Genomic DNA, 17624 nt, shown 5'->3' with positions numbered 1-17624 from the left:
CGAACGGATGTTGTCGTGATCTCAGCGACGTACGGCCAAGATCTATTCCCTGGACCCGCTCCGGGTCAACGCCTTTCCGAGCGCTCGCGGGCCCGCTCGGCCCGCTCGCGGTCGGCGTTCTCGCGCTCCTCGTCCGTCTCGGTGTCGGGACGGATGTCGATGCGCCAGCCGGTGAGGCGGGCGGCGAGCCGGGCGTTCTGGCCCTCCTTGCCGATCGCCAGCGACAGCTGGTAGTCCGGCACGGTGACCCGGGCGGAGCGGGCGCCGAGGTCGACGACCTCGACCTCGCTCACCCGGGCGGGCGACAGGGCGTTGGCGACCATCTCGGCCGGGTCGTCGGACCAGTCCACGATGTCGATCTTCTCGCCGTGCAGCTCGGCCATGACGTTGCGCACCCGGCTGCCCATCGGGCCGATGCAGGCGCCCTTGGGGTTCAGGCCGGCGCGGGTGGAGCGTACGGCGATCTTGGTGCGGTGGCCGGCCTCGCGGGCGATGGCCTCGATGACCACCGAGCCGTCCGCGATCTCCGGGACCTCCAGCGCGAAGAGCTTCTTCACCAGGTTGGGGTGGGTGCGCGAGAGCGTCACCGACGGACCGCGCACGCCCTTGGCGACCCGTACGACATACGTACGAAGGCGCAGACCGTGGGTGTACTCCTCGCCCGGGACCTGCTCCTGGACCGGAAGCATGGCTTCCATCTTGCCGATGTCCACCAGGACGTTCTTGGGGTCCTTGCCCTGCTGGACGACGCCCGTGACGACATCGCCCTCGTGGCCCGCGTACTCCCCGAAGGTGCGGTCGTCCTCGGCGTCGCGCAGCCGCTGCAGGATGACCTGCTTGGCGGTGGTCGCGGCGATCCGGCCGAATCCGGACGGGGTGTCGTCGAACTCCTTGGGCTCCTGGCCCTCTTCGAGGTCGGCCGGGTCCTCCTTGGCCCACACGGTGACGTGGCCGTTCTCGTCGAGCTTCACGCGCGCCCGGCGGTGGCTGCCGTCGGTGCGGTGGTACGCGATGAGGAGGGCCGACTCGATCGCCCCGACGAGCACGTCGAAGGGGATCTCCTTGTCCTGCGCCAAGCCCTTCAGAAGCTTCACATCGATGTCCACGGCTACGCCTCCTCTTCCTTCTTGTCCTTGCGGTTGAATTCGATCTCCACGCGCGCCTTGGCGATCTCGTCGAAGGCCAGGCGGCGGGCGGTGGGCTTGCGGCCCTTGACGCCGGGCACTTCGAGGTCGAGCCCGTCCTCGTCGACGGTGAGGATGCGGGCGACCAGCTCACCGGATCCGTCGCCGGCCAGGTGGAACCTGGCCAGCCGGCCGATGGCGCGTACGTAGTGGCGGTGCTCGGTCAGCGGGCGGTCCGCGCCGGGGGAGCTGACTTCGAGGACGTACTCGCCGTCGCCCATCGCGTCGGTCTCGTCCAGCTTCGCGGAGATCGCGCGGCTCAGCTCCGCGCAGGCGTCCAGCTCCACGCCCTCCTCGGAGTCCACGATGATCCGCAGCACTCCCCGTCGGCCGGCCCGGGACACCTCGATCTCCTCGAGGTCCAGCTGCTGCGCGCTGACGAGCGGTTCCAGCAGCCCGCGCAGCCTCTCGCTCTGGGTGGTGCTCATCCGGGTGACTCCTCGGCCGCGTGTGCTGTTGTGGGGATCGTCGTGCGTCAGGTCAAAGGGTATCCGGTCGCCAGGGGTGTTGCCGTCCGCCTGCCGCTCGGCCGCGGGTACGCTCGCCTGCGGTGATCACATCAGGACAGATCCTGTCAGGACCGGTCCAGGCCCGAAGGAGAAACGTGCGGCGCACGGGGACGACGCGCAGGGGGGCGCTCACCACGACGGGAGCCCTCGCCCTGGGTGCGGTGCTGACCGGCTGCGGGGGCGGCGACGGGGCGAAGGAGAGCGGAAGACCGGCGCACTCCGGCGCACGGGCGACCGCCGCGAAGGCCGAGAGGACGCTCCGCGAGAAGGCGGTGCGCGACGGCGCCCTCCTGCTCGCCCAGTACGACCTGGTGGCCGGGGCCCATCCGGCGACCGCCGCGGGCCTGGCGCCCCTGCGGGCAGCCGTACGGGAGCACGGGAAGGCGCTGGCGCCGCCGCGCGAGAAGGGCCGCCCGAAGACCGGCGCTCCTGCAGCGGCGCCCGGGCCGGTGTCCGCCGAGCCGAAGGCGGCGGTGAGGGAGCTGGCGGCCGCCGAGCGACGCCGGGCGGACGCGTACGCCGAGGTCCTGCTGACCGCGGAGCCGGAGCTGGCCCGGCTGCTGGCCTCGGTGGCCGCCGCCGCGGCGGCGCACGCCTATCTGCTGACCGAACTGGCCGAGGAGACAGCCGCATGAGCATCCGTTCCGAACGGCGATCCGATGACGCCGACGAGTCGGACGCCGACTCCCCCGAGCTGACCGCCGTCCAGGCGGCCCTGGCCGCCGAGCACGCCGCGGTGTACGGCTACGGGGCGCTGGGCGGCCGGCTCGACGGGAAGCGGGGCGCCGAGGCCCGTGCCGCGTACGACGGGCACCGGGCCCGCCGGGACGCGCTGGCGCGCACCGCCCGGGACCTGGGCGGGCGGCCGGTGGCCTCGGACGCCGCGTACGCTCTGCCGTTCGCCGTCGCGGACGCTCCGTCGGCGGAGCGGCTGGCCGCGGTGCTGGAGGACCGGATCGCGGGCGCGTACGCCGATCTCGTACGGGCCACCGAGGGCGACCGGCGCAAGGACGCCGCGGGCGCGCTGCGGGAGGCCGCGGTGCGGTCGGCCCGCTGGCGGGGCGGCAACGTAGCCTTTCCGGGGCTCGCGGAGCGGGCCGCCGGTGCGGATCCGGCCGCGACGGGCCCGGTGGAGGCCGCCGGCGCGGACGGCACGCGCTGAGACGAAGGACCGGAAAGGGAACACACGACGTATGGGTTTCGAACCGCCGCAGCGCCTGGTGCGCGCGCTCGGTGAGATGTACGGGGACGGTGCGGCGGCCGACTGGCTGGCCGGGCTCCCCGCGCTGACCGAACGGGCGCTCACCGCCGGGGACGACCTCACCGCGGAGCGGGTGGCCGCCCCCGGCGGGCGCAGCTCCCTGGTGGTTCTGGTGCGGCGGGCCGACGGGACCCCGGCCGCGCTGAAGATCGCCCCGCCGGTCGCCGGTCCCGAGCTGGAGCGGGCCGCGCTGGAGCACTGGAACGGCTGGGGCGCGGTGAAGCTGCTGGAGGCCCCGGAGACCGACGCGTCGGGGGCCCTGCTGCTGGAGCGGCTGCACCACGAGGTGTCGCTGCGCTCGCTGCCGGAGGCGAAGGCCCTGCTGGAGGCGGCGGGGACGCTGCGCCGGCTGTGGGTGGAGCCGCCCGCCGGGCACGCCTTCGAGAGCGTGGCCGGGCGGACCGAGCGGCAGAGCGCCGGGATGCGGGCGGCCGCCGAGGCGGACGCGGAGCTGGCCCCGCTGGTGGACGCGGCGCTCGCGGCGCGGGCGGAGCTGGTCGAGGGCTCGCCCGAACTGCTCCTGCTGCACGGCAACTTCCGGCAGAGCAAGGTGCTGTCCGGGGAGCGGGCGCCGTGGCTGACGGTGGGTCCGGAACCGCTGGTGGGTGAGCGCGCCTATGACCTGGCGCGGCTGGTGCGGGACCGGGTGGAGGATCTGATCGCCTCCCCGGGCGGCCCGGTGACGGCCCGGCGGCGGGTCAAGAGGCTGGCGGAGTCGCTGGAGGTGGAGCAGGCACGGCTGCACGGCTGGACGCTGTTCCGGGCGGTGGAGTCGGGCACCCGCGCGCTGGCCGAGGGGCGGCGGCAGATGGGCGAGGTCAATCTGGAGTTCGCGGGCTGGCTGTGAGCCGAGCACGTACGAGGAGGGCCCCCGCGCAGCGTGCGCGGGGGCCCTCCTCGTGGGCGGTGTGCGTGATCAGGCCAGGTCGGCCGTCAGGCGGGCGATGGCCTCGTCGACGGTCAGCTCCTCGCGCTCGCCGGTGCGGCGGTCCTTCAGCTCCAGGACGCCGTCGGCGGAACGGCGGCCCGCGACGAGGATCTTGGGCACGCCGATGAGCTCGGAGTCGGTGAACTTCACGCCGGGCGAGACGCCGGGGCGGTCGTCGACCAGGACGCGCAGGCCGGCCGCGTTCAGCTTCTCGGAGACCTCCAGGGCCAGCTCCGTCTGGAGGGCCTTGCCGGCGGCGACGACGTGGACGTCGGCCGGGGCGATCTCGCGGGGCCAGCACAGGCCCTTGTCGTCGGCGGTCTGCTCGGTGAGGGCGGCCACGGCGCGGGAGACGCCGATGCCGTACGAGCCCATCGTGACGCGGACGGGCTTGCCCTGCTGGCCGAGCACGTCGAGCTGGAAGGTGTCGGCGTACTTGCGGCCGAGCTGGAAGATGTGGCCGATCTCGATGGCGCGGTCGAGGGTGAGGCCGGTGCCGCACTTGGGGCAGGGGTCGCCCTCCTCGACGACGACGACGTCGAGGTACTGGTCGACCTCGAAGTCACGGCCCGCAACGACGTTCCTCGCGTGCTTGCCCTCCTTGTTGGCGCCGGTGACCCAGGAGGTGCCGGGGGCGACGCGGGGATCGGCGAGGTAGCGGACCTTCTCCAGCCCCTGGGGGCCGACGTAGCCGCGTACGAGGTCGTCACGGCCGACGAAGTCCTCGGCGGTGACCAGCTCGACGACGGCGGGGGCGAGGTGCTCGCCGAGCTTGCCGAGGTCGACCTCGCGGTGGCCGGGGACGCCGACGGCGACGATCTCGCCGTCCACCTTGACCAGCAGGTTCTTCAGGGTGGCGGAGGCGGGGACGCCGAGGTGCGCGGCGAGCGTCTCGATGGTCGGGGTGTCGGGGGTGTCCAGCTCCTCGACCGCGCCGTGCGCCGAGCCGTCGACCGGGGCGAGCGCGAAGGTCACGGCCTCGGTGTTGGCGGCGTAGTCGCAGTTCGGGCAGTCCGCGAAGGTGTCCTCACCGGCGGCGGCGGGGGCCAGGAACTCCTCGGAGGCCGAGCCGCCCATCGCGCCGGAGACGGCGGAGACGATGCGGTGGTCCAGGCCCAGGCGCTCGAAGATCTTGATGTACGCGGCGCGGTGCAGGGCGTAGGAGTGCGCGAGGCCCTCGTCGGTGGTGTCGAAGCTGTACGAGTCCTTCATCTGGAACTCGCGGCCGCGGAGCACGCCGGAGCGGGGGCGGGCCTCGTCGCGGTACTTCGTCTGGATCTGGTAGAGCATCACCGGCAGGTCCTTGTAGGACGTGCACTGGTCCTTGACGGTCTGGGTGAAGATCTCCTCGTGGGTCGGGCCCAGGAGGTAGTCGCCGCCCTTGCGGTCCTTGAGGCGGAAGAGCAGGTCGCCGTACTCCTCCCAGCGGCCGGACGCCTCGTAGGGCTCCTTGGGCAGCAGGGCGGGCAGCAGGACCTCCTGGGCGCCGATGGCGTCCATCTCCTCGCGGACCACGTGGGAGATGTTGTCCAGGACCTTCTTGCCGAGCGGCAGCCAGGACCAGATGCCGGCCGCGTTGCGGCGCACGTACCCGGCGCGGACCAGCAGCTTGTGGCTGAGCGTCTCGGCGTCCGCCGGGTCGTCGCGCAGTGTCTTGATCATCAATCGGGACATGCGCTGGACCTGGGCCATGGTGAACTCCTGCTCGCGAAAGTGGTGAGCCCGAGGTTAACCGGGCGGCGCGGGCGGGCGGAAATCCATAAGTCCTACCGAAGCAGCGGGAGAGGCGCTCCCATGACCGCGTACGGCTGCGGTGCGCTCGGGAAGACGACCTGGCGGGCCAGGTCGCGGTAGCCCAGCGAGCGGTACAGCGTGCGGGCCGGGCTGTCCTTGTCGATCGCCGAGAGGATCGACCGGGGGTGGCCGACGGCGTCGGTGATGGCGGTGATCAGGGCGCGGCCGATGCCGCGCTGCTGGTGGTCGGGGTGGACGTGGAGTTCGGTGATGACGAAGGAGTCGTCGAGCCAGCCGTCGGAGCCGGTGGCCCGCAGATAGGGCTCGACGACGGTGGACCACCACTGGGCGCGGTCGTTGGGCAGCCCGTAGACGAAGCCGACGAGCCTCCCGTCGGGGGCGAGGGCGCCGAGGGCGCGGGCGTGGGGGTGTTCCAGGTGCCTGAGGACGATGTGGCGGCGTACGTCGATCTCGTCCTGGCTCAGTCCGAAGGCGGCCGCCTGGACGTGCAGGGCTTCGTCGACGCGGGCGGCCAGGTCGACGGGGCCGATCTCGACGTCGGGTGCTGCGGGGCCTTCTGCGGGGGCTGCCATGCCGGAACCCTACTGGCCGCCGCGGACGCCCGGGTAAGCGCGGCGGTTCAGAACAGGACGCTCATGAACGCGCCGACCTCGCGGAAGCCGACGCGGCGGTAGGCCTTGCGGGCGGGGGTGTTGTAGTCGTTCACGTACAGGCTGACGACGGGGGCGACATCCGCCAGGGCGTAGCGCAGCACGGCGGCCATGCCCGTTTCGGAGAGGCCCTTGCCGCGGTGTTCGGGGGCGACCCAGACGCCCTGGATCTGGCAGGCCTGGGCGGTGGCCGCGCCGATCTCCGCCTTGAAGACGACCTTGCCGTCGTCGATGCGGGCGAAGGAGCGGCCGGTGCCGATGAGTTCGGCGACGCGGGCCTGGTAGAGGAGGCCGCCGTCGCCGGCCAGCGGGGAGATGCCGACCTCCTCGGTGAACATCGCCACGCAGGCCGGCATCAGGATCTCGGTCTCGTCCTTGCGGATGCGGCGGACCAGCGGGTCGGGCGTGACGTCGGCGGAGAGGCTCTCGGTGACCATGAGGGGCTGGTTGCCGCGGACCTCGCGGGCGGGGCCCCAGCTGGGTTCGAGGAGCCGCCAGAGCTGGGTGGTGGGTTCGGCGGGGCCGACGATGGAGGAGCAGCGGCGGCCGGCCCGGCGGGCCCGGTCGGCGAAGGCGCGGACGGCCTCGGGTCCGGCGCAGATGGGGACGAGGTTGGCGCCGGAGTAGCACAGGGAGCGGAGCCTGCCGTCGGCGTACCAGCCCCACATCTCGCCGCCGAGGCGCCATGGATCGAGTCCCGCGACCTGGACGCGGGACGTCACAAAGGCGTTGGCCACGGGCTCGCTCTCCAGGATGGCGAGCGCTGCGCCGAGGTCGCTGGGTTCGAGGACCCGGGTGGTGGTCTGCGTCAACACGAGGGGGCCTCACCATGCGGTCTGCTGATTTCCGCACTGTAACCGACACGGCCCTCGAACGCTGCTCGAGTCCGGGGGCCGGATTTCCGGGACCGGCCCCGGTACGCCGCCGCCCCGCCGGGCACAGGGCCCGGCGGGGCGGCGAAGGCGTGGAAAGGGGTTGGTCAGGCGCCGATGGAGACCTGGGGTTCGCCGGACGCGATGCCGTCCTTCTCCATCTGCTCGGCGATCTTCATGGCCTCTTCGATGAGGGTCTCGACGATCTTCGACTCGGGGACGGTCTTGATGACCTCGCCCTTCACGAAGATCTGGCCCTTGCCGTTGCCGGAGGCGACGCCGAGGTCGGCCTCGCGGGCCTCGCCGGGGCCGTTGACGACGCAGCCCATGACGGCGACGCGGAGCGGGACCTCCATGCCCTCCAGTCCGGCGCTGACCTGGTCGGCGAGCTTGTAGACGTCGACCTGGGCGCGGCCGCAGGACGGGCAGGAGACGATCTCCAGGCGGCGCTGCTTGAGGTTCAGCGCCTCCAGGATCTGGAGTCCGACCTTGACCTCCTCGGCCGGCGGGGCCGAGAGCGAGACGCGGATGGTGTCGCCGATGCCCTCGGAGAGCAGGGCGCCGAAGGCGACGGCCGACTTGATGGTGCCCTGGAACGCCGGTCCGGCCTCGGTGACGCCGAGGTGCAGCGGGTAGTCGCTCTGGGCGGCGAGCTGGCGGTAGGCGTTGACCATGACGACCGGGTCGTTGTGCTTGACCGAGATCTTGATGTCGCCGAAGCCGTGCTCCTCGAAGAGCGACGCCTCCCAGAGGGCCGACTCGACGAGGGCCTCGGGGGTGGCCTTGCCGTACTTCTTCAGGAGCCGCGCGTCCAGGGAGCCGGCGTTGACGCCGATCCGGATCGGGGTGCGGGTCTCGGAGGCCGCCTTGGCGATCTCCTTGACCTTGTCGTCGAACTGCTTGATGTTGCCCGGGTTCACCCGGACCGCCGCGCAGCCCGCGTCGATCGCGGCGAAGACGTACTTCGGCTGGAAGTGGATGTCGGCGATCACCGGGATCTGCGACTTCCGGGCGATCGTGGCGAGGGCGTCGGCGTCGTCCTGGGTCGGGCACGCGACCCGGACGATCTGGCAGCCGGACGCCGTCAGCTCGGCGATCTGCTGGAGCGTCGCGCCGATGTCCGACGTACGTGTCGTCGTCATCGACTGCACGGATACGGGTGCGTCGCCGCCGACCGCGACCGTGCCGACCTGGATCTGTCGGCTGACCCTTCGGTCGGCGAGCTTGGTCGGAACGGCCGGCATTCCGAGAGAAATCGCAGTCATGCGCTGTGCATCCCCAAGGTGTGGATCAAGGTCCCGAGATCGGCGGGCTCCAGCCTTCGAGGTTACGGCACCGGAGCCGGGACGGCCGCACCGTGTCGACAAGTCCACCCATTGGTGAGCGGCCGGACACAACGCGTGTGCCCGGCCGCAACCCGTGGGACGGAAGGGACGATCAGGTGATCTTGACGGGGTTCACGATGTCGGCCACCAGGACCAGCAGCGTGAAGCAGATGAAGAGTCCGGCGACCACATAGGCGACCGGCATCAGCCGGGCCACGTCGAACGGGCCCGGGTCGGGGCGCCGGAAGACCCTGGCCAGATTGCGCCGCAGGGACTCCCAGAGCGCGCCCGCGATGTGCCCGCCGTCGAGCGGGAGCAGCGGGAGCATGTTGAACAGGAACAGCGAGAGGTTGAAGCCCGCGAGCAGGAACAGCATCATCGCGACCTGGTTCTGCGCCGGGATGTCGAGGTTCATCACCTCGCCGCCGATCCGGGCCGCGCCCACCACGCCGACCGGCGAGTCGTCGGCGCGTTCGCCGTCGCTGAAGGCGGCGTCCCACAGGGCCGGGATCTTGCCGGGCAGGGCGATGATCGAGTCGACGCCGTTCTCGATCATGTCGCCCATGCGGACGACGGAGTCGCCGAAGCCGAGCGGCACGATCTCGGTCTGCGCGGCGAAGCCGAGGTAGCCCGCCTTGACGAACTTCTCCGGGATGACCTCGCCCTTGCTGTCCTTCTCGGCGACCACGTTCTCGCGCAGGACCGCGTTGAGCGTGACTTCCTTGCCGTCGCGTTCGACGACGATGGTGGCGGGGCCGATGGTCTCGCGGATGCGGTCCGAGAGCGTCGCCCAGTCGTCGACCTTCGCACCGGCGAAGGCGACGATCCTGTCGCCCTCCTGGAGCCCGGCGGCCTTGGCGGGCGAGGGGTCGTCGCCGGCCTTGCAGGTCTGGCGCTTCTCGCTCTGCGCGATCACGCACTGCTGGACGCCGCCGACCTCGGTGGTCTGGGTCTGGAAGCCGAAGGTCATCGCGACGCCCATGAAGATGGCGACCGCGAGGATCAGGTTCATGAAGGGACCGGCGAACATCACGATGACGCGCTTCCACGGCTTGCGCGTGTAGAAGAGCCGCTTCTCGTCGCCCGGCTCCAGCTCCTCGAAGGCGGCGGAGCGGGCGTCCTCGATCATGCCGCGCCACGGGGAGGTGGAGCGGGCTTCGAGGCGGCCGTCGGGTCCGGGCGGGAACATCCCGATCATGCGGATGTAGCCGCCGGCCGGGATGGCCTTGATGCCGTACTCCGTGTCGCCCTTCTTCTTCGACCAGATCGTCGGGCCGAAGCCGACCATGTACTGCGGCACCCGGATGCCGAACATCTTGGCCGTGGAGAGGTGGCCCAGCTCGTGCCAGGCGATGGAGAAGAGCAGCCCCACGACGAAGACGGCGATCCCCAGGACCGTCAGCAGGACCGAGGTCAGACTCATGCGCGCGCCTCCGCTGTCGCTTTCGCCGTCAGTTCCCGGGCCCGTGCGCGGGCCCAGGTTTCCGCTTCGAGGACGTCCGCGACGCTGAGCGAGGTTCCCGGGGCGGGGGTGCCGTGTTCGGACACCACAGCCGTGACCGTATCCATGATTCCGTTGAAGGGCAGCTGTCCGGCGAGGAAGGCGTCGACGCATTCCTCGTTCGCCGCGTTGAAAACGGCCGGCGCGGTGCCGCCGAGGGTGCCGACGTGCCGGGCGAGACCGACCGACGGGAACGCCTCGGTGTCCAGCGGGAAGAACTCCCAGCTGGAGGCCTTCGACCAGTCGAAGGCCGGGGCGGCGTCCGGGACGCGCTCGGGCCAGCCGAGGCCGATGGCGATGGGGCCGCCCATGTCCGGCGGGGTGGCCTGGGCGAGCGTGGAGCCGTCGCTGAACTCCACCATCGAGTGCACGTAGGACTGCGGGTGGACCACGACCTCGATCCGGTCGAACGGGACGTCGTAGAGGAGGTGCGCCTCGATGACCTCAAGTCCCTTGTTGACCAGGGTCGCGGAGTTGATGGTGATCACCGGGCCCATCGCCCAGGTCGGGTGGGCGAGCGCCTGCTCCCGGGTGACGTCGGCCAGTTCCGCGCGCGTACGGCCCCGGAAGGGTCCGCCGGAGGCGGTGACGACGAGTTTGCGGACGTCGGCGCGGGTGCCGGCGGCCAGCGCCTGGAAGAGCGCGGCGTGCTCGGAGTCGACCGGGATGATCTGGCCGGGGGCGGCGAGCGCCTTCACCAGCGGGCCGCCGACGATCAGCGACTCCTTGTTGGCGAGGGCGAGCGTGCGGCCCGCCTTCAGCGCGGCCAGGGTCGGGGCGAGCCCGATGGAGCCGGTGATGCCGTTGAGCACGGTGTGGCAGGCGCTTCCGGCGAGGGTGGTGGCCGCGTCGGGTCCGGCCAGGATCTCGGGGAGCGGCTCGCCGGCCCCGTACTGGTCCCGCAGCGCCTCGCGCAGGGCGGGGACCGCGTCCTCGGCGGCGACGGCGACCGTGTTCACCCGCAGTCGGCGGGCCTGCTCGGCCAGCAGGGCGACCCGGCCGCCTGCGGCCGAGAGCGCCGTGACCCGGAAGCGGTCGGGGTTGCGCAGGACCAGGTCGATGGCCTGGGTTCCGATGGACCCGGTGGAGCCGAGGATCACGAGATCCCGGCGGCCGTCCGCGGCGTCGAAGACGAGATGCGGATCGGCGAGGGGGGCGGGGCTGTCGCTCATGCCCCCCATTGTTGCCGCTCCGGCTGTGTGCGGGGACAGCGCGTCCCGGTGGGCCGTACCCGTGCCCCCGTTCAGCGCCCCCGGAGGTCGTGCGCGAAGTCCGCGAACACCTCGTGGAAGCGCGGGAACGTCTTGCGTACGCAGCCGGGGTCGTCGTACGTCAGACCCGGGGTGCGCAGTCCGGCGACGGCGAAGGACATCACGATGCGGTGGTCGCCGTGGGTGGCGATCTCGGTGGGCTTCGGCGTGCCGGGGTGGATCTCGATCCGGTCGGGCCCGGTGTGCACGGTGACGCCCATGGCGCGCAGGTTCTCGGCGCACGCCTCCAGCCGGTCGCACTCCTTGACCCGGGTGTTGGCGACGTCCTCGATCGTGACGGGCCCGTCCGCGTACGGCGCGATGGCGGCGAGGGTCGGCATGGTGTCGGAGATGTCGCGCATGTTGACGGTGATCCCGCGCAGCCGGCCGGTGGAGCGGACGGTGGTGGCGTCGGCGCCCACCGCCACCTCGGCGCCCATGTCCCGCAGCACGTCGACGAAGCGCAGATCGCCCTGGAGCGCGCCGGTGCCGAGACCGGGGACGGTGACCTCGCGGCCGGTGAGGGCGGCGGCGGCGAAGAAGTAGCTCGCGGTGGAGGCGTCGGGCTCGACGGCGTAGGCGGTGGCCCGGTAGCCGCCGGGTGGGACGGTGAAGGTGTTCCCCTCCCGCTCCACGTCCACGCCGAAGTCGCGCATCATCGCGAGGGTGATCTCGACGTACGGCGCGGAGACCAGTTCGGTGACCTCGATGCGCAGCCCCTTCGCGGTGAGCGGCCCGAGCATCAGCAGCGCGGTGAGGTACTGGGAGGACTCCCCCGCGTCCAGGGTGAGTTCGCCGCCCTCGATCCCGGCGGCCCGGACGGTCAGTGGATGGTGCCCTTCTTCTCCCCCGTGGCGCAGGTCGACGCCGAGGGCGGTGAGGGCCCGGGTGAGCGGGGCGAGCGGGCGGCGGCGCATCTGGGCGGAGGCGTCGAAGCGGTACGTGCCGGAGGCGGCGGCCGCGACGAGCGTGGGCAGGAAGCGGGCGGTGGTCGCGCCGTCGCGGCAGAAGACGTCGGCCTCGGTGGCGGCGGGCCCGGCCGGGCGGCCCTCGACGCGCCAGCGGTCGGCCTCCTGCTCGACCGCGTAACCGAGGTTCTTCAGCCCCTCGGCGAAGCCCTCGGTGTCGTCCGAACGCAGCGGCCGCAGGAGGGTGGTGGTGCCGTCCGCGGCGGCGGCCAGGAAGAGGGCGCGGGCGGTGACGGACTTGGAGCCGGGGATGTCGATGACGGTCACGGCGCTCATCCTGCCCTGCGGCGGGCGGGGCGTACGGGGTACGTCCGGTGCGTGGACGTACCCCGTACGACTGTCCCTAGCGGACCGGTCGGTGCTGGTTCTCCTGGACGGAGGGGCCGGGGGTGGCGTCCGCGATCCAGGGGCCTTCGCCGCTGGGGTCGACGACGCCCTCCTCCAGCCAGGTGTACGTCCCCGACAGGACGCCGTCGACCACGCGCCGGTCGAGGTCGTCGGTGTTGGACCACAGCCGGGTGAACAGCTCCTCCACCCGGATGCGGGACTGCCGGCAGAACGCGTCGGCGAGCTGGTAGGCCTCACGCCCGTGCTCCCCGGTCCCGCGCAGATGCTCGGCACGGACGCAGGCGGCGCTCATCGCGAAGAGCTCCGCGCCGATGTCGACGATCCGGCCGAGGAAGCCCTGCTTGGTCTCCATCCGCCCCTGCCAGCGGGACATGGCGTAGAAGGTCGACCGGGCGAGCTTGCGCGAGCACCGCTCGACGTACCGGAGGTGCCCGGAGAGGTCGCGATGCCCGGCCGGGTGGAACTCACCGTACGTACGCGGGAGTTGCCCGGCGCCCGTCACCAGCTGGGGCAGCCAGCGGGCGTAGAACCCGGCGGCGTTGGCGCCCGCCTTCGCCTTGGCGGAGAGCGGCTTGTCGGGGTCGATGATGTCGCCCGCGACCTTGAGGTGGGCGTCGACGGCCTCGCGGGCGATCAGCAGGTGCATGATCTCGGTGGAGCCCTCGAAGATCCGGTTGATGCGCATGTCGCGGAGCATCTGCTCGGCCGGGACGGCCCGCTCGCCGCGGGCGGCCAGCGACGCGGCGGTCTCGAAGCCACGCCCGCCACGGATCTGGACCAGTTCGTCGGCGATCAGCCAGCCCATCTCGGAGCCGTACAGCTTGGCGAGGGCGGCCTCGATGCGGATGTCGTTGCGGTCCTCGTCGGCCATCTGCGAGGAGAGGTCGACGACGGCCTCCAGGGCGAAGGTGGTGGCCGCGATGAACGAGATCTTCGTGGCGACCGCCTCGTGCCTGGCGACGGGCCGGCCCCACTGCTCGCGTACGGCGGACCATTCGCGGGCGATCTTCAGCGACCACTTGCCGACGCCCACGCACATCGCGGGCAGCGAGAGCCGGCCGGTGTTGAGGGTGGTCAGGGCGATCTTCAGCCCGGCCCCCTCGGGCCCGATCCGGCAGGCGCCGGGCACCCGGACCCGGTGGAAGCGGGTGACGCCGTTCTCGATGCCGCGCAGGCCCATGAAGGCGTTGCGGTGCTCCACGGTGACGCCGGGCGCGTCGGCCTCGACGACGAACGCGGTGATGCCGCCGGGGTGCCCCTCGGAGGCGGGCACCCGGGCCATGACGACGAGCAGATCGGCGACGACCCCGTTGGTGGTCCAGAGCTTCACCCCGTCCAGGACGTAGTCCGGCCCGTCGGGCACCGCGGAGGTGGCGAGGCGGGCCGGGTCGGAGCCGACGTCCGGCTCGGTCAGCAGGAAGGCGGAGATGTCCGTGGTGGCCAGCCGGGGCAGGAAGACGTCCTTCTGCTCCTGGGTGCCGAAGATCTTCAGGGGCTGCGGTACGCCGATCGACTGATGCGCGGAGAGCAGCGCGCCGATCGCGGGGCTGGCGGAGCCGACCAGGGCGAGCGCCTTGTTGTAGTACACCTGGGTGAGTCCGAGCCCGCCGTACCTGGTCTCGATCTTCATCCCGAGCGCGCCGAGCTCCTTGAGCCCGCTGATCACTTCATCCGGGATCCGCGCCTCGCGCTCGATCCGCGCACTGTCGATGTGCGCCTCGCAGAACGCCCGCAACCGCGCCAGGAACTCCTCGCCGCGCCGGATGTCGTCGGGCGGCGGCAGGGGGTGCGGGTGGATCAGGTCGAGCCGGAAACGCCCGAGGAACAGCTCCTTGGCGAAGCTGGGCTTGCGCCAGTCCTGCTCCCGGGCGGCCTCGGCGACCCGGCGCGCTTCGCGCTCGGTGACCTTGGGGGCCCTGGGGACCTGGGGGGTGTTGTGTGGTGCGGACATGAGGGACCTCACCTCGCCGCTCGTCGCTGCTGCTTCTGGGCTGCTGCTGGGCTGCTCTGGTCCGTATGTAACCCGTGTACCCGTGGTTCGGCACCCGCACCAGCCCCCGCGCACGAGGTGGGCCGCCCGGGCGGAGGTTCGTTGTGCGTACGGTGCGTCCTTCGCACCCTGGAGGCAGCCGCATGTCCCTGATAGAGACGGAAACGGCCTGAGCCCCCGCACAGCGGGCTCAGGCCGTTCCTTCGCGCGCCCCCGCCCGCACCCGCTGTCCGGGCGGGGGCGCGGGCGGGGGTCGTCCGGGGTGTTACAGGGCGAGGCCGGTGAGGACCAGGACGCGCTCGTAGGTGTAGTCGTCCATGGCGTAGCGGACGCCCTCGCGGCCGACGCCGGACTGCTTGGCGCCGCCGTACGGCATCTGGTCGGCACGGTACGAGGGGACGTCGCCGATGATCACGCCGCCGACCTCCAGGGCGCGGTGGGCGCGGAAGGCGGTCTGGAGGTCGTGGGTGAAGACGCCTGCCTGGAGGCCGTACTTGGAGGAGTTGACGGCGGCGAACGCCTCGGCCTCGCCGTCGACCTTCTGGAGCGACATGACCGGGCCGAAGACCTCTTCGCAGGAGAGCTTCACGTCGTCGGGGAGGCCGGCCAGGACCGTGGGGGCGTAGGTGGCGCCGTCGCGCTTGCCGCCGGTGAGGAGTTCCGCGCCGCCCCGGACGGCCTCGTCGACCCAGGACTCGACGCGCTTGGCGGCGTCCTCGCTGACGAGCGGGCCGACGTCGGTGGTGGCGTCGGCCGGGTCTCCGGTGACCAGGGCCTCGACGGCGGCGACGATCTTCGGGACGAGCCGGTCGTAGACCGAGGTGTCGGCGATGACGCGCTGCACCGAGATGCAGGACTGGCCGCCCTGGTAGTTGGAGAAGGTCGCGATCCGGGTGGCCGCCCAGTCCAGGTCCTCGTCCGAGGCGTAGTCGCCGAGGACGACCGCCGCGCCGTTGCCGCCGAGCTCCAGGGTGCAGTGCTTGCGGGGCACCGACTCCATGATCGAGTAGCCGACCGGGCCGGACCCGGTGAAGGAGATGACCGGCAGCCGCTCGTCCTGGACCAGGGCGGGCATCCTGTCGTTCGGGACCGTCAGGACGGACCAGGAGCCGGCCGGGAGGTCGGTCTCGGCCAGCAGCTCGCCCAGGATGAGCGAGGAGATCGGGGTGGCCGGGGCCGGCTTCAGGATGATCGGGGCGCCGACGGCGATGGCCGGGGCCACCTTGTGGGCGCTGAGGTTGAGGGGGAAGTTGAAGGGGGCGATGCCCAGGACCGCCCCGCGCGGGAAGCGGCGGACCAGGCCCAGGCGGCCGGTGCCGCCGAGGTCGGTGTCGAGCCGCTGGGCCTCGCCGCCGTTGAAGCGGCGGGCCTCCTCGGCGGCGAACCGGAACACGGACACGGCCCGGCCGACCTCGCCACGCGCCCACTTGATCGGCTTGCCGTTCTCCGCCGAGATCAGCTGGGCGATCTCCTCGGTGCGCTCCGTCAGCCGCCGTACGACGTGGTCGAGGGCCGCGGCCCGGACATGCGCCGGGGTGGCGGCGAACTCGTCGCGTACGGCGTGGGCGGCGGCGACGGCCTCCTCGACCTGGGCGTCGGTCGGCACGCTGACGGTGCCGACGAGGCGTCCGTCGTACGGGTTGGTGACGTCGAAGCTGTCGGCACCGGTGGCCCGGCGGCCGGCCACCCAGAAGGCGTGGGGCGAAGTCATGGAGGTTCCGGCCCTTCGGAGGTCGTGAGTTCGGAGGTCGTGAGGAGGTGGGGGTGTGTCTCGTCGTGGGCGCCCGGAAGGCTCCCCTCTGTGGTCCCACGGTAGGGCGGACAGGCGCTCAGGGCGTTTGTCCGGCGTGGAGCGGAGCGGGTGCCGGGTGCTCCGAAATGGCGGAGGGGCCGCCCGGTCCGGCCGCGCCCGGCTTCTCCGTACGCCGGAGCAGATCCGGTACGAGGGTGAGCAGGCCGGTCACCGCGAGGCCCGCGCCGAGCCAGAGCGGGGCCCGCAGGCCGAAGCGGTCGAGGCCCAGGCCGCCCAGTGCGGAGCCGAGGACCACACCGAGGGTGATGAAGGAGCTGTGCACGGTGTTGACGAGCGGGCGGGCGTTGCCGGTCCGCTGCACCCGCGTGACCAGGGCCGGGTTCATGGTGACCCCGACGAGGCCGATGCCCAGCATGCAGAGCACCGCCCAGGCCTCGATCCGGGCCAGCAGGGCGAAGCCGGCGAGGAACACCGCGTTCAGGGAGAGGCCGAGGAGCAGGACGGGAAGGGTGTGGCGGTCGGCCAGTCGGCCCACGACGGTGTTGCCGATGACGGTGGCGGCGCCGTACGCCAGGAGCAGCAGCGGGACCGCGCCCGAGGAGAATCCGGTGACCCGGGTGAGGATCGGGTTGAGGTAGCTGAAGGCGGAGAAGGTCGCGCCGATGACCATCGTGCTGGTCAGCAGGGTGAGCCAGAGCCTGGGTGCGCGGAAGGCCGTCAGCTCGGAGCGGAAGGTGCCGCTGCCCTCCGGCCGGCCCGTCCGGCGTACGCCGATCGCGGTGCACAGGGCGGCGGCGACCGTCAGCGCGGAGATGGCCCAGAACGCGGCCCGCCAGCCGTACCGTTCGCCGGTCAGCGTGGCCAGCGGCAGCCCCAGCAGGGTGCCGAGCATCAGCCCGTTGAGGATGACCGCCACGGCCCGACCGCGTATCTCGGGGCGGGTGAGCTGGGAGCCGAGCGAGATCGCGACGCCGAAGAAGGCCTGGGACGCGACCCCGGTGATGATCCGCGCGACCACCATCGCCGAGTAGCCGGACGCGGTGGCGGCCAGCACGTTGCCGGCCAGGAAGAGCGGGAAGAGGACCATGAGCGCGGTCTTCGGCGGGAGCCGCAGCAGGGCGATGGAGAGCAGTGGGCCGCCGAGCGCCATGGAGAGGGCGAAGACGGTGATCAGGTAGCCGATCTGCGGGACGGTGACGCCGAGGCCGTCGGCCATCTGCGGCATCAGTCCGGCGACGACGAATTCGCTGGTGACCATGGCGAAGATGCCGAAGGCCAGGACGTGGACGGCACGAGGCACGGAGTTCCCCCTGTAGGTGCGTACGGTTGT

15 protein-coding genes are annotated in these 17624 nt (G+C 72.1%); 3 read left to right on the top strand and 12 right to left on the bottom strand.

What is annotated here, in order from left to right:
* Positions 1–65: 65 nt before the first annotated feature.
* A complete protein-coding gene (gene nusA / locus KV381_RS28000; protein WP_030629635.1) occupies positions 66–1106 on the bottom strand; it encodes a transcription termination factor NusA in 1041 nt (346 codons plus the stop codon).
* Between the two features lie 2 nt (positions 1107–1108).
* Positions 1109–1612, bottom strand: a complete 504-nt coding sequence (gene rimP, locus KV381_RS27995) for a ribosome maturation factor RimP (protein WP_030085236.1) — start codon at positions 1610–1612, stop codon at positions 1109–1111.
* Positions 1613–1788: 176 nt separating this feature from the next.
* Between rimP and KV381_RS27990 the strand changes: the two genes are divergently transcribed.
* From KV381_RS27990 to KV381_RS27980, 3 genes are read left to right on the top strand one after another with little or no spacing between them, the layout of a single operon-like run.
* Positions 1789–2328, top strand: a complete 540-nt coding sequence (locus tag KV381_RS27990; RefSeq protein WP_086778694.1) for a hypothetical protein — start codon at positions 1789–1791, stop codon at positions 2326–2328.
* Complete coding sequence (locus KV381_RS27985) at positions 2325–2855, top strand: ferritin-like domain-containing protein (protein WP_030085232.1); 531 nt, start codon at positions 2325–2327, stop codon at positions 2853–2855. Before KV381_RS27990 ends, KV381_RS27985 begins: the two co-directional genes overlap by 4 nt.
* Positions 2856–2886: 31 nt before the next feature.
* Positions 2887–3801, top strand: a complete 915-nt coding sequence (locus KV381_RS27980; RefSeq protein WP_030085230.1) for an aminoglycoside phosphotransferase family protein — start codon at positions 2887–2889, stop codon at positions 3799–3801.
* A gap of 69 nt (positions 3802–3870) precedes the next feature.
* On the opposite strand, the gene KV381_RS27975 is transcribed toward KV381_RS27980, so the two are convergent.
* From KV381_RS27975 to KV381_RS27930, 10 genes are all read right to left on the bottom strand, one after another.
* Positions 3871–5574: a proline--tRNA ligase gene (locus KV381_RS27975; protein ID WP_086778695.1), complete on the bottom strand. Its 1704-nt coding sequence runs from the start codon at positions 5572–5574 to the stop codon at positions 3871–3873.
* Positions 5575–5648: 74 nt separating this feature from the next.
* Entirely contained in the window at positions 5649–6209 is a 561-nt protein-coding gene (locus KV381_RS27970) for a GNAT family N-acetyltransferase (RefSeq protein ID WP_218786638.1), read from the bottom strand.
* Between the two features lie 47 nt (positions 6210–6256).
* Positions 6257–7102: a GNAT family N-acetyltransferase gene (locus KV381_RS27965; protein ID WP_030629617.1), complete on the bottom strand. Its 846-nt coding sequence runs from the start codon at positions 7100–7102 to the stop codon at positions 6257–6259.
* Between the two features lie 164 nt (positions 7103–7266).
* Positions 7267–8424: a flavodoxin-dependent (E)-4-hydroxy-3-methylbut-2-enyl-diphosphate synthase gene (ispG, locus tag KV381_RS27960; RefSeq protein ID WP_030629615.1), complete on the bottom strand. Its 1158-nt coding sequence runs from the start codon at positions 8422–8424 to the stop codon at positions 7267–7269.
* Between the two features lie 172 nt (positions 8425–8596).
* Positions 8597–9907: an RIP metalloprotease gene (locus tag KV381_RS27955; RefSeq protein ID WP_218786637.1), complete on the bottom strand. Its 1311-nt coding sequence runs from the start codon at positions 9905–9907 to the stop codon at positions 8597–8599.
* Positions 9904–11157 carry a 1-deoxy-D-xylulose-5-phosphate reductoisomerase gene (gene dxr / locus KV381_RS27950; protein WP_030085218.1) on the bottom strand — a complete coding sequence of 418 codons (1254 nt, stop codon included), beginning with the start codon at positions 11155–11157 and terminating at the stop codon, positions 9904–9906. The genes KV381_RS27955 and dxr overlap by 4 nt, the downstream gene beginning before the upstream one ends.
* A 71-nt stretch (positions 11158–11228) precedes the next feature.
* Positions 11229–12470, bottom strand: coding sequence for a 3-phosphoshikimate 1-carboxyvinyltransferase (gene aroA, locus KV381_RS27945; RefSeq protein WP_218786636.1), 1242 nt, complete (start codon positions 12468–12470; stop codon positions 11229–11231).
* 76 nt (positions 12471–12546) lie between these two features.
* The gene (locus KV381_RS27940) at positions 12547–14502 is read right to left on the bottom strand and encodes an acyl-CoA dehydrogenase family protein (protein ID WP_030085214.1); all 1956 of its coding nucleotides are present in this window, start codon (positions 14500–14502) and stop codon (positions 12547–12549) included.
* A gap of 304 nt (positions 14503–14806) precedes the next feature.
* Positions 14807–16252: an aldehyde dehydrogenase family protein gene (locus KV381_RS27935; RefSeq protein ID WP_098026407.1), complete on the bottom strand. Its 1446-nt coding sequence runs from the start codon at positions 16250–16252 to the stop codon at positions 14807–14809.
* Positions 16253–16370: 118 nt separating this feature from the next.
* Entirely contained in the window at positions 16371–17594 is a 1224-nt protein-coding gene (locus KV381_RS27930) for an MFS transporter (RefSeq protein ID WP_218786635.1), read from the bottom strand.
* Between the last annotated feature and the right edge of the window lie 30 nt (positions 17595–17624).

Origin of the sequence: Streptomyces sp. WY228 (assembly GCF_019287315.1) — a bacterium.
Taxonomy (GTDB): domain Bacteria; phylum Actinomycetota; class Actinomycetes; order Streptomycetales; family Streptomycetaceae; genus Streptomyces; species Streptomyces caviscabies.
The sequence above is the reverse complement of the archived record's forward strand: the minus strand, read 5'-3'. Positions and strand labels throughout refer to the sequence as shown.

Excerpts from the sequence above, each read along its gene's own strand:
- rimP (WP_030085236.1), bottom strand. The coding sequence starts at position 1,612 with ATGAGCACCACCCAGAGCGAGAGGCTGCGCGGGCTGCTGGAACCGCTC.
- KV381_RS27985 (WP_030085232.1), top strand. The coding sequence starts at position 2,325 with ATGAGCATCCGTTCCGAACGGCGATCCGATGACGCCGACGAGTCGGAC.
- KV381_RS27980 (WP_030085230.1), top strand. The coding sequence starts at position 2,887 with ATGGGTTTCGAACCGCCGCAGCGCCTGGTGCGCGCGCTCGGTGAGATG.
- KV381_RS27975 (WP_086778695.1), bottom strand. The coding sequence starts at position 5,574 with ATGGCCCAGGTCCAGCGCATGTCCCGATTGATGATCAAGACACTGCGC.
- KV381_RS27970 (WP_218786638.1), bottom strand. The coding sequence starts at position 6,209 with ATGGCAGCCCCCGCAGAAGGCCCCGCAGCACCCGACGTCGAGATCGGC.
- ispG (WP_030629615.1), bottom strand. The coding sequence starts at position 8,424 with ATGACTGCGATTTCTCTCGGAATGCCGGCCGTTCCGACCAAGCTCGCC.
- KV381_RS27955 (WP_218786637.1), bottom strand. The coding sequence starts at position 9,907 with ATGAGTCTGACCTCGGTCCTGCTGACGGTCCTGGGGATCGCCGTCTTC.
- dxr (WP_030085218.1), bottom strand. The coding sequence starts at position 11,157 with ATGAGCGACAGCCCCGCCCCCCTCGCCGATCCGCATCTCGTCTTCGAC.
- KV381_RS27940 (WP_030085214.1), bottom strand. The coding sequence starts at position 14,502 with ATGTCCGCACCACACAACACCCCCCAGGTCCCCAGGGCCCCCAAGGTC.
- KV381_RS27935 (WP_098026407.1), bottom strand. The coding sequence starts at position 16,252 with ATGACTTCGCCCCACGCCTTCTGGGTGGCCGGCCGCCGGGCCACCGGT.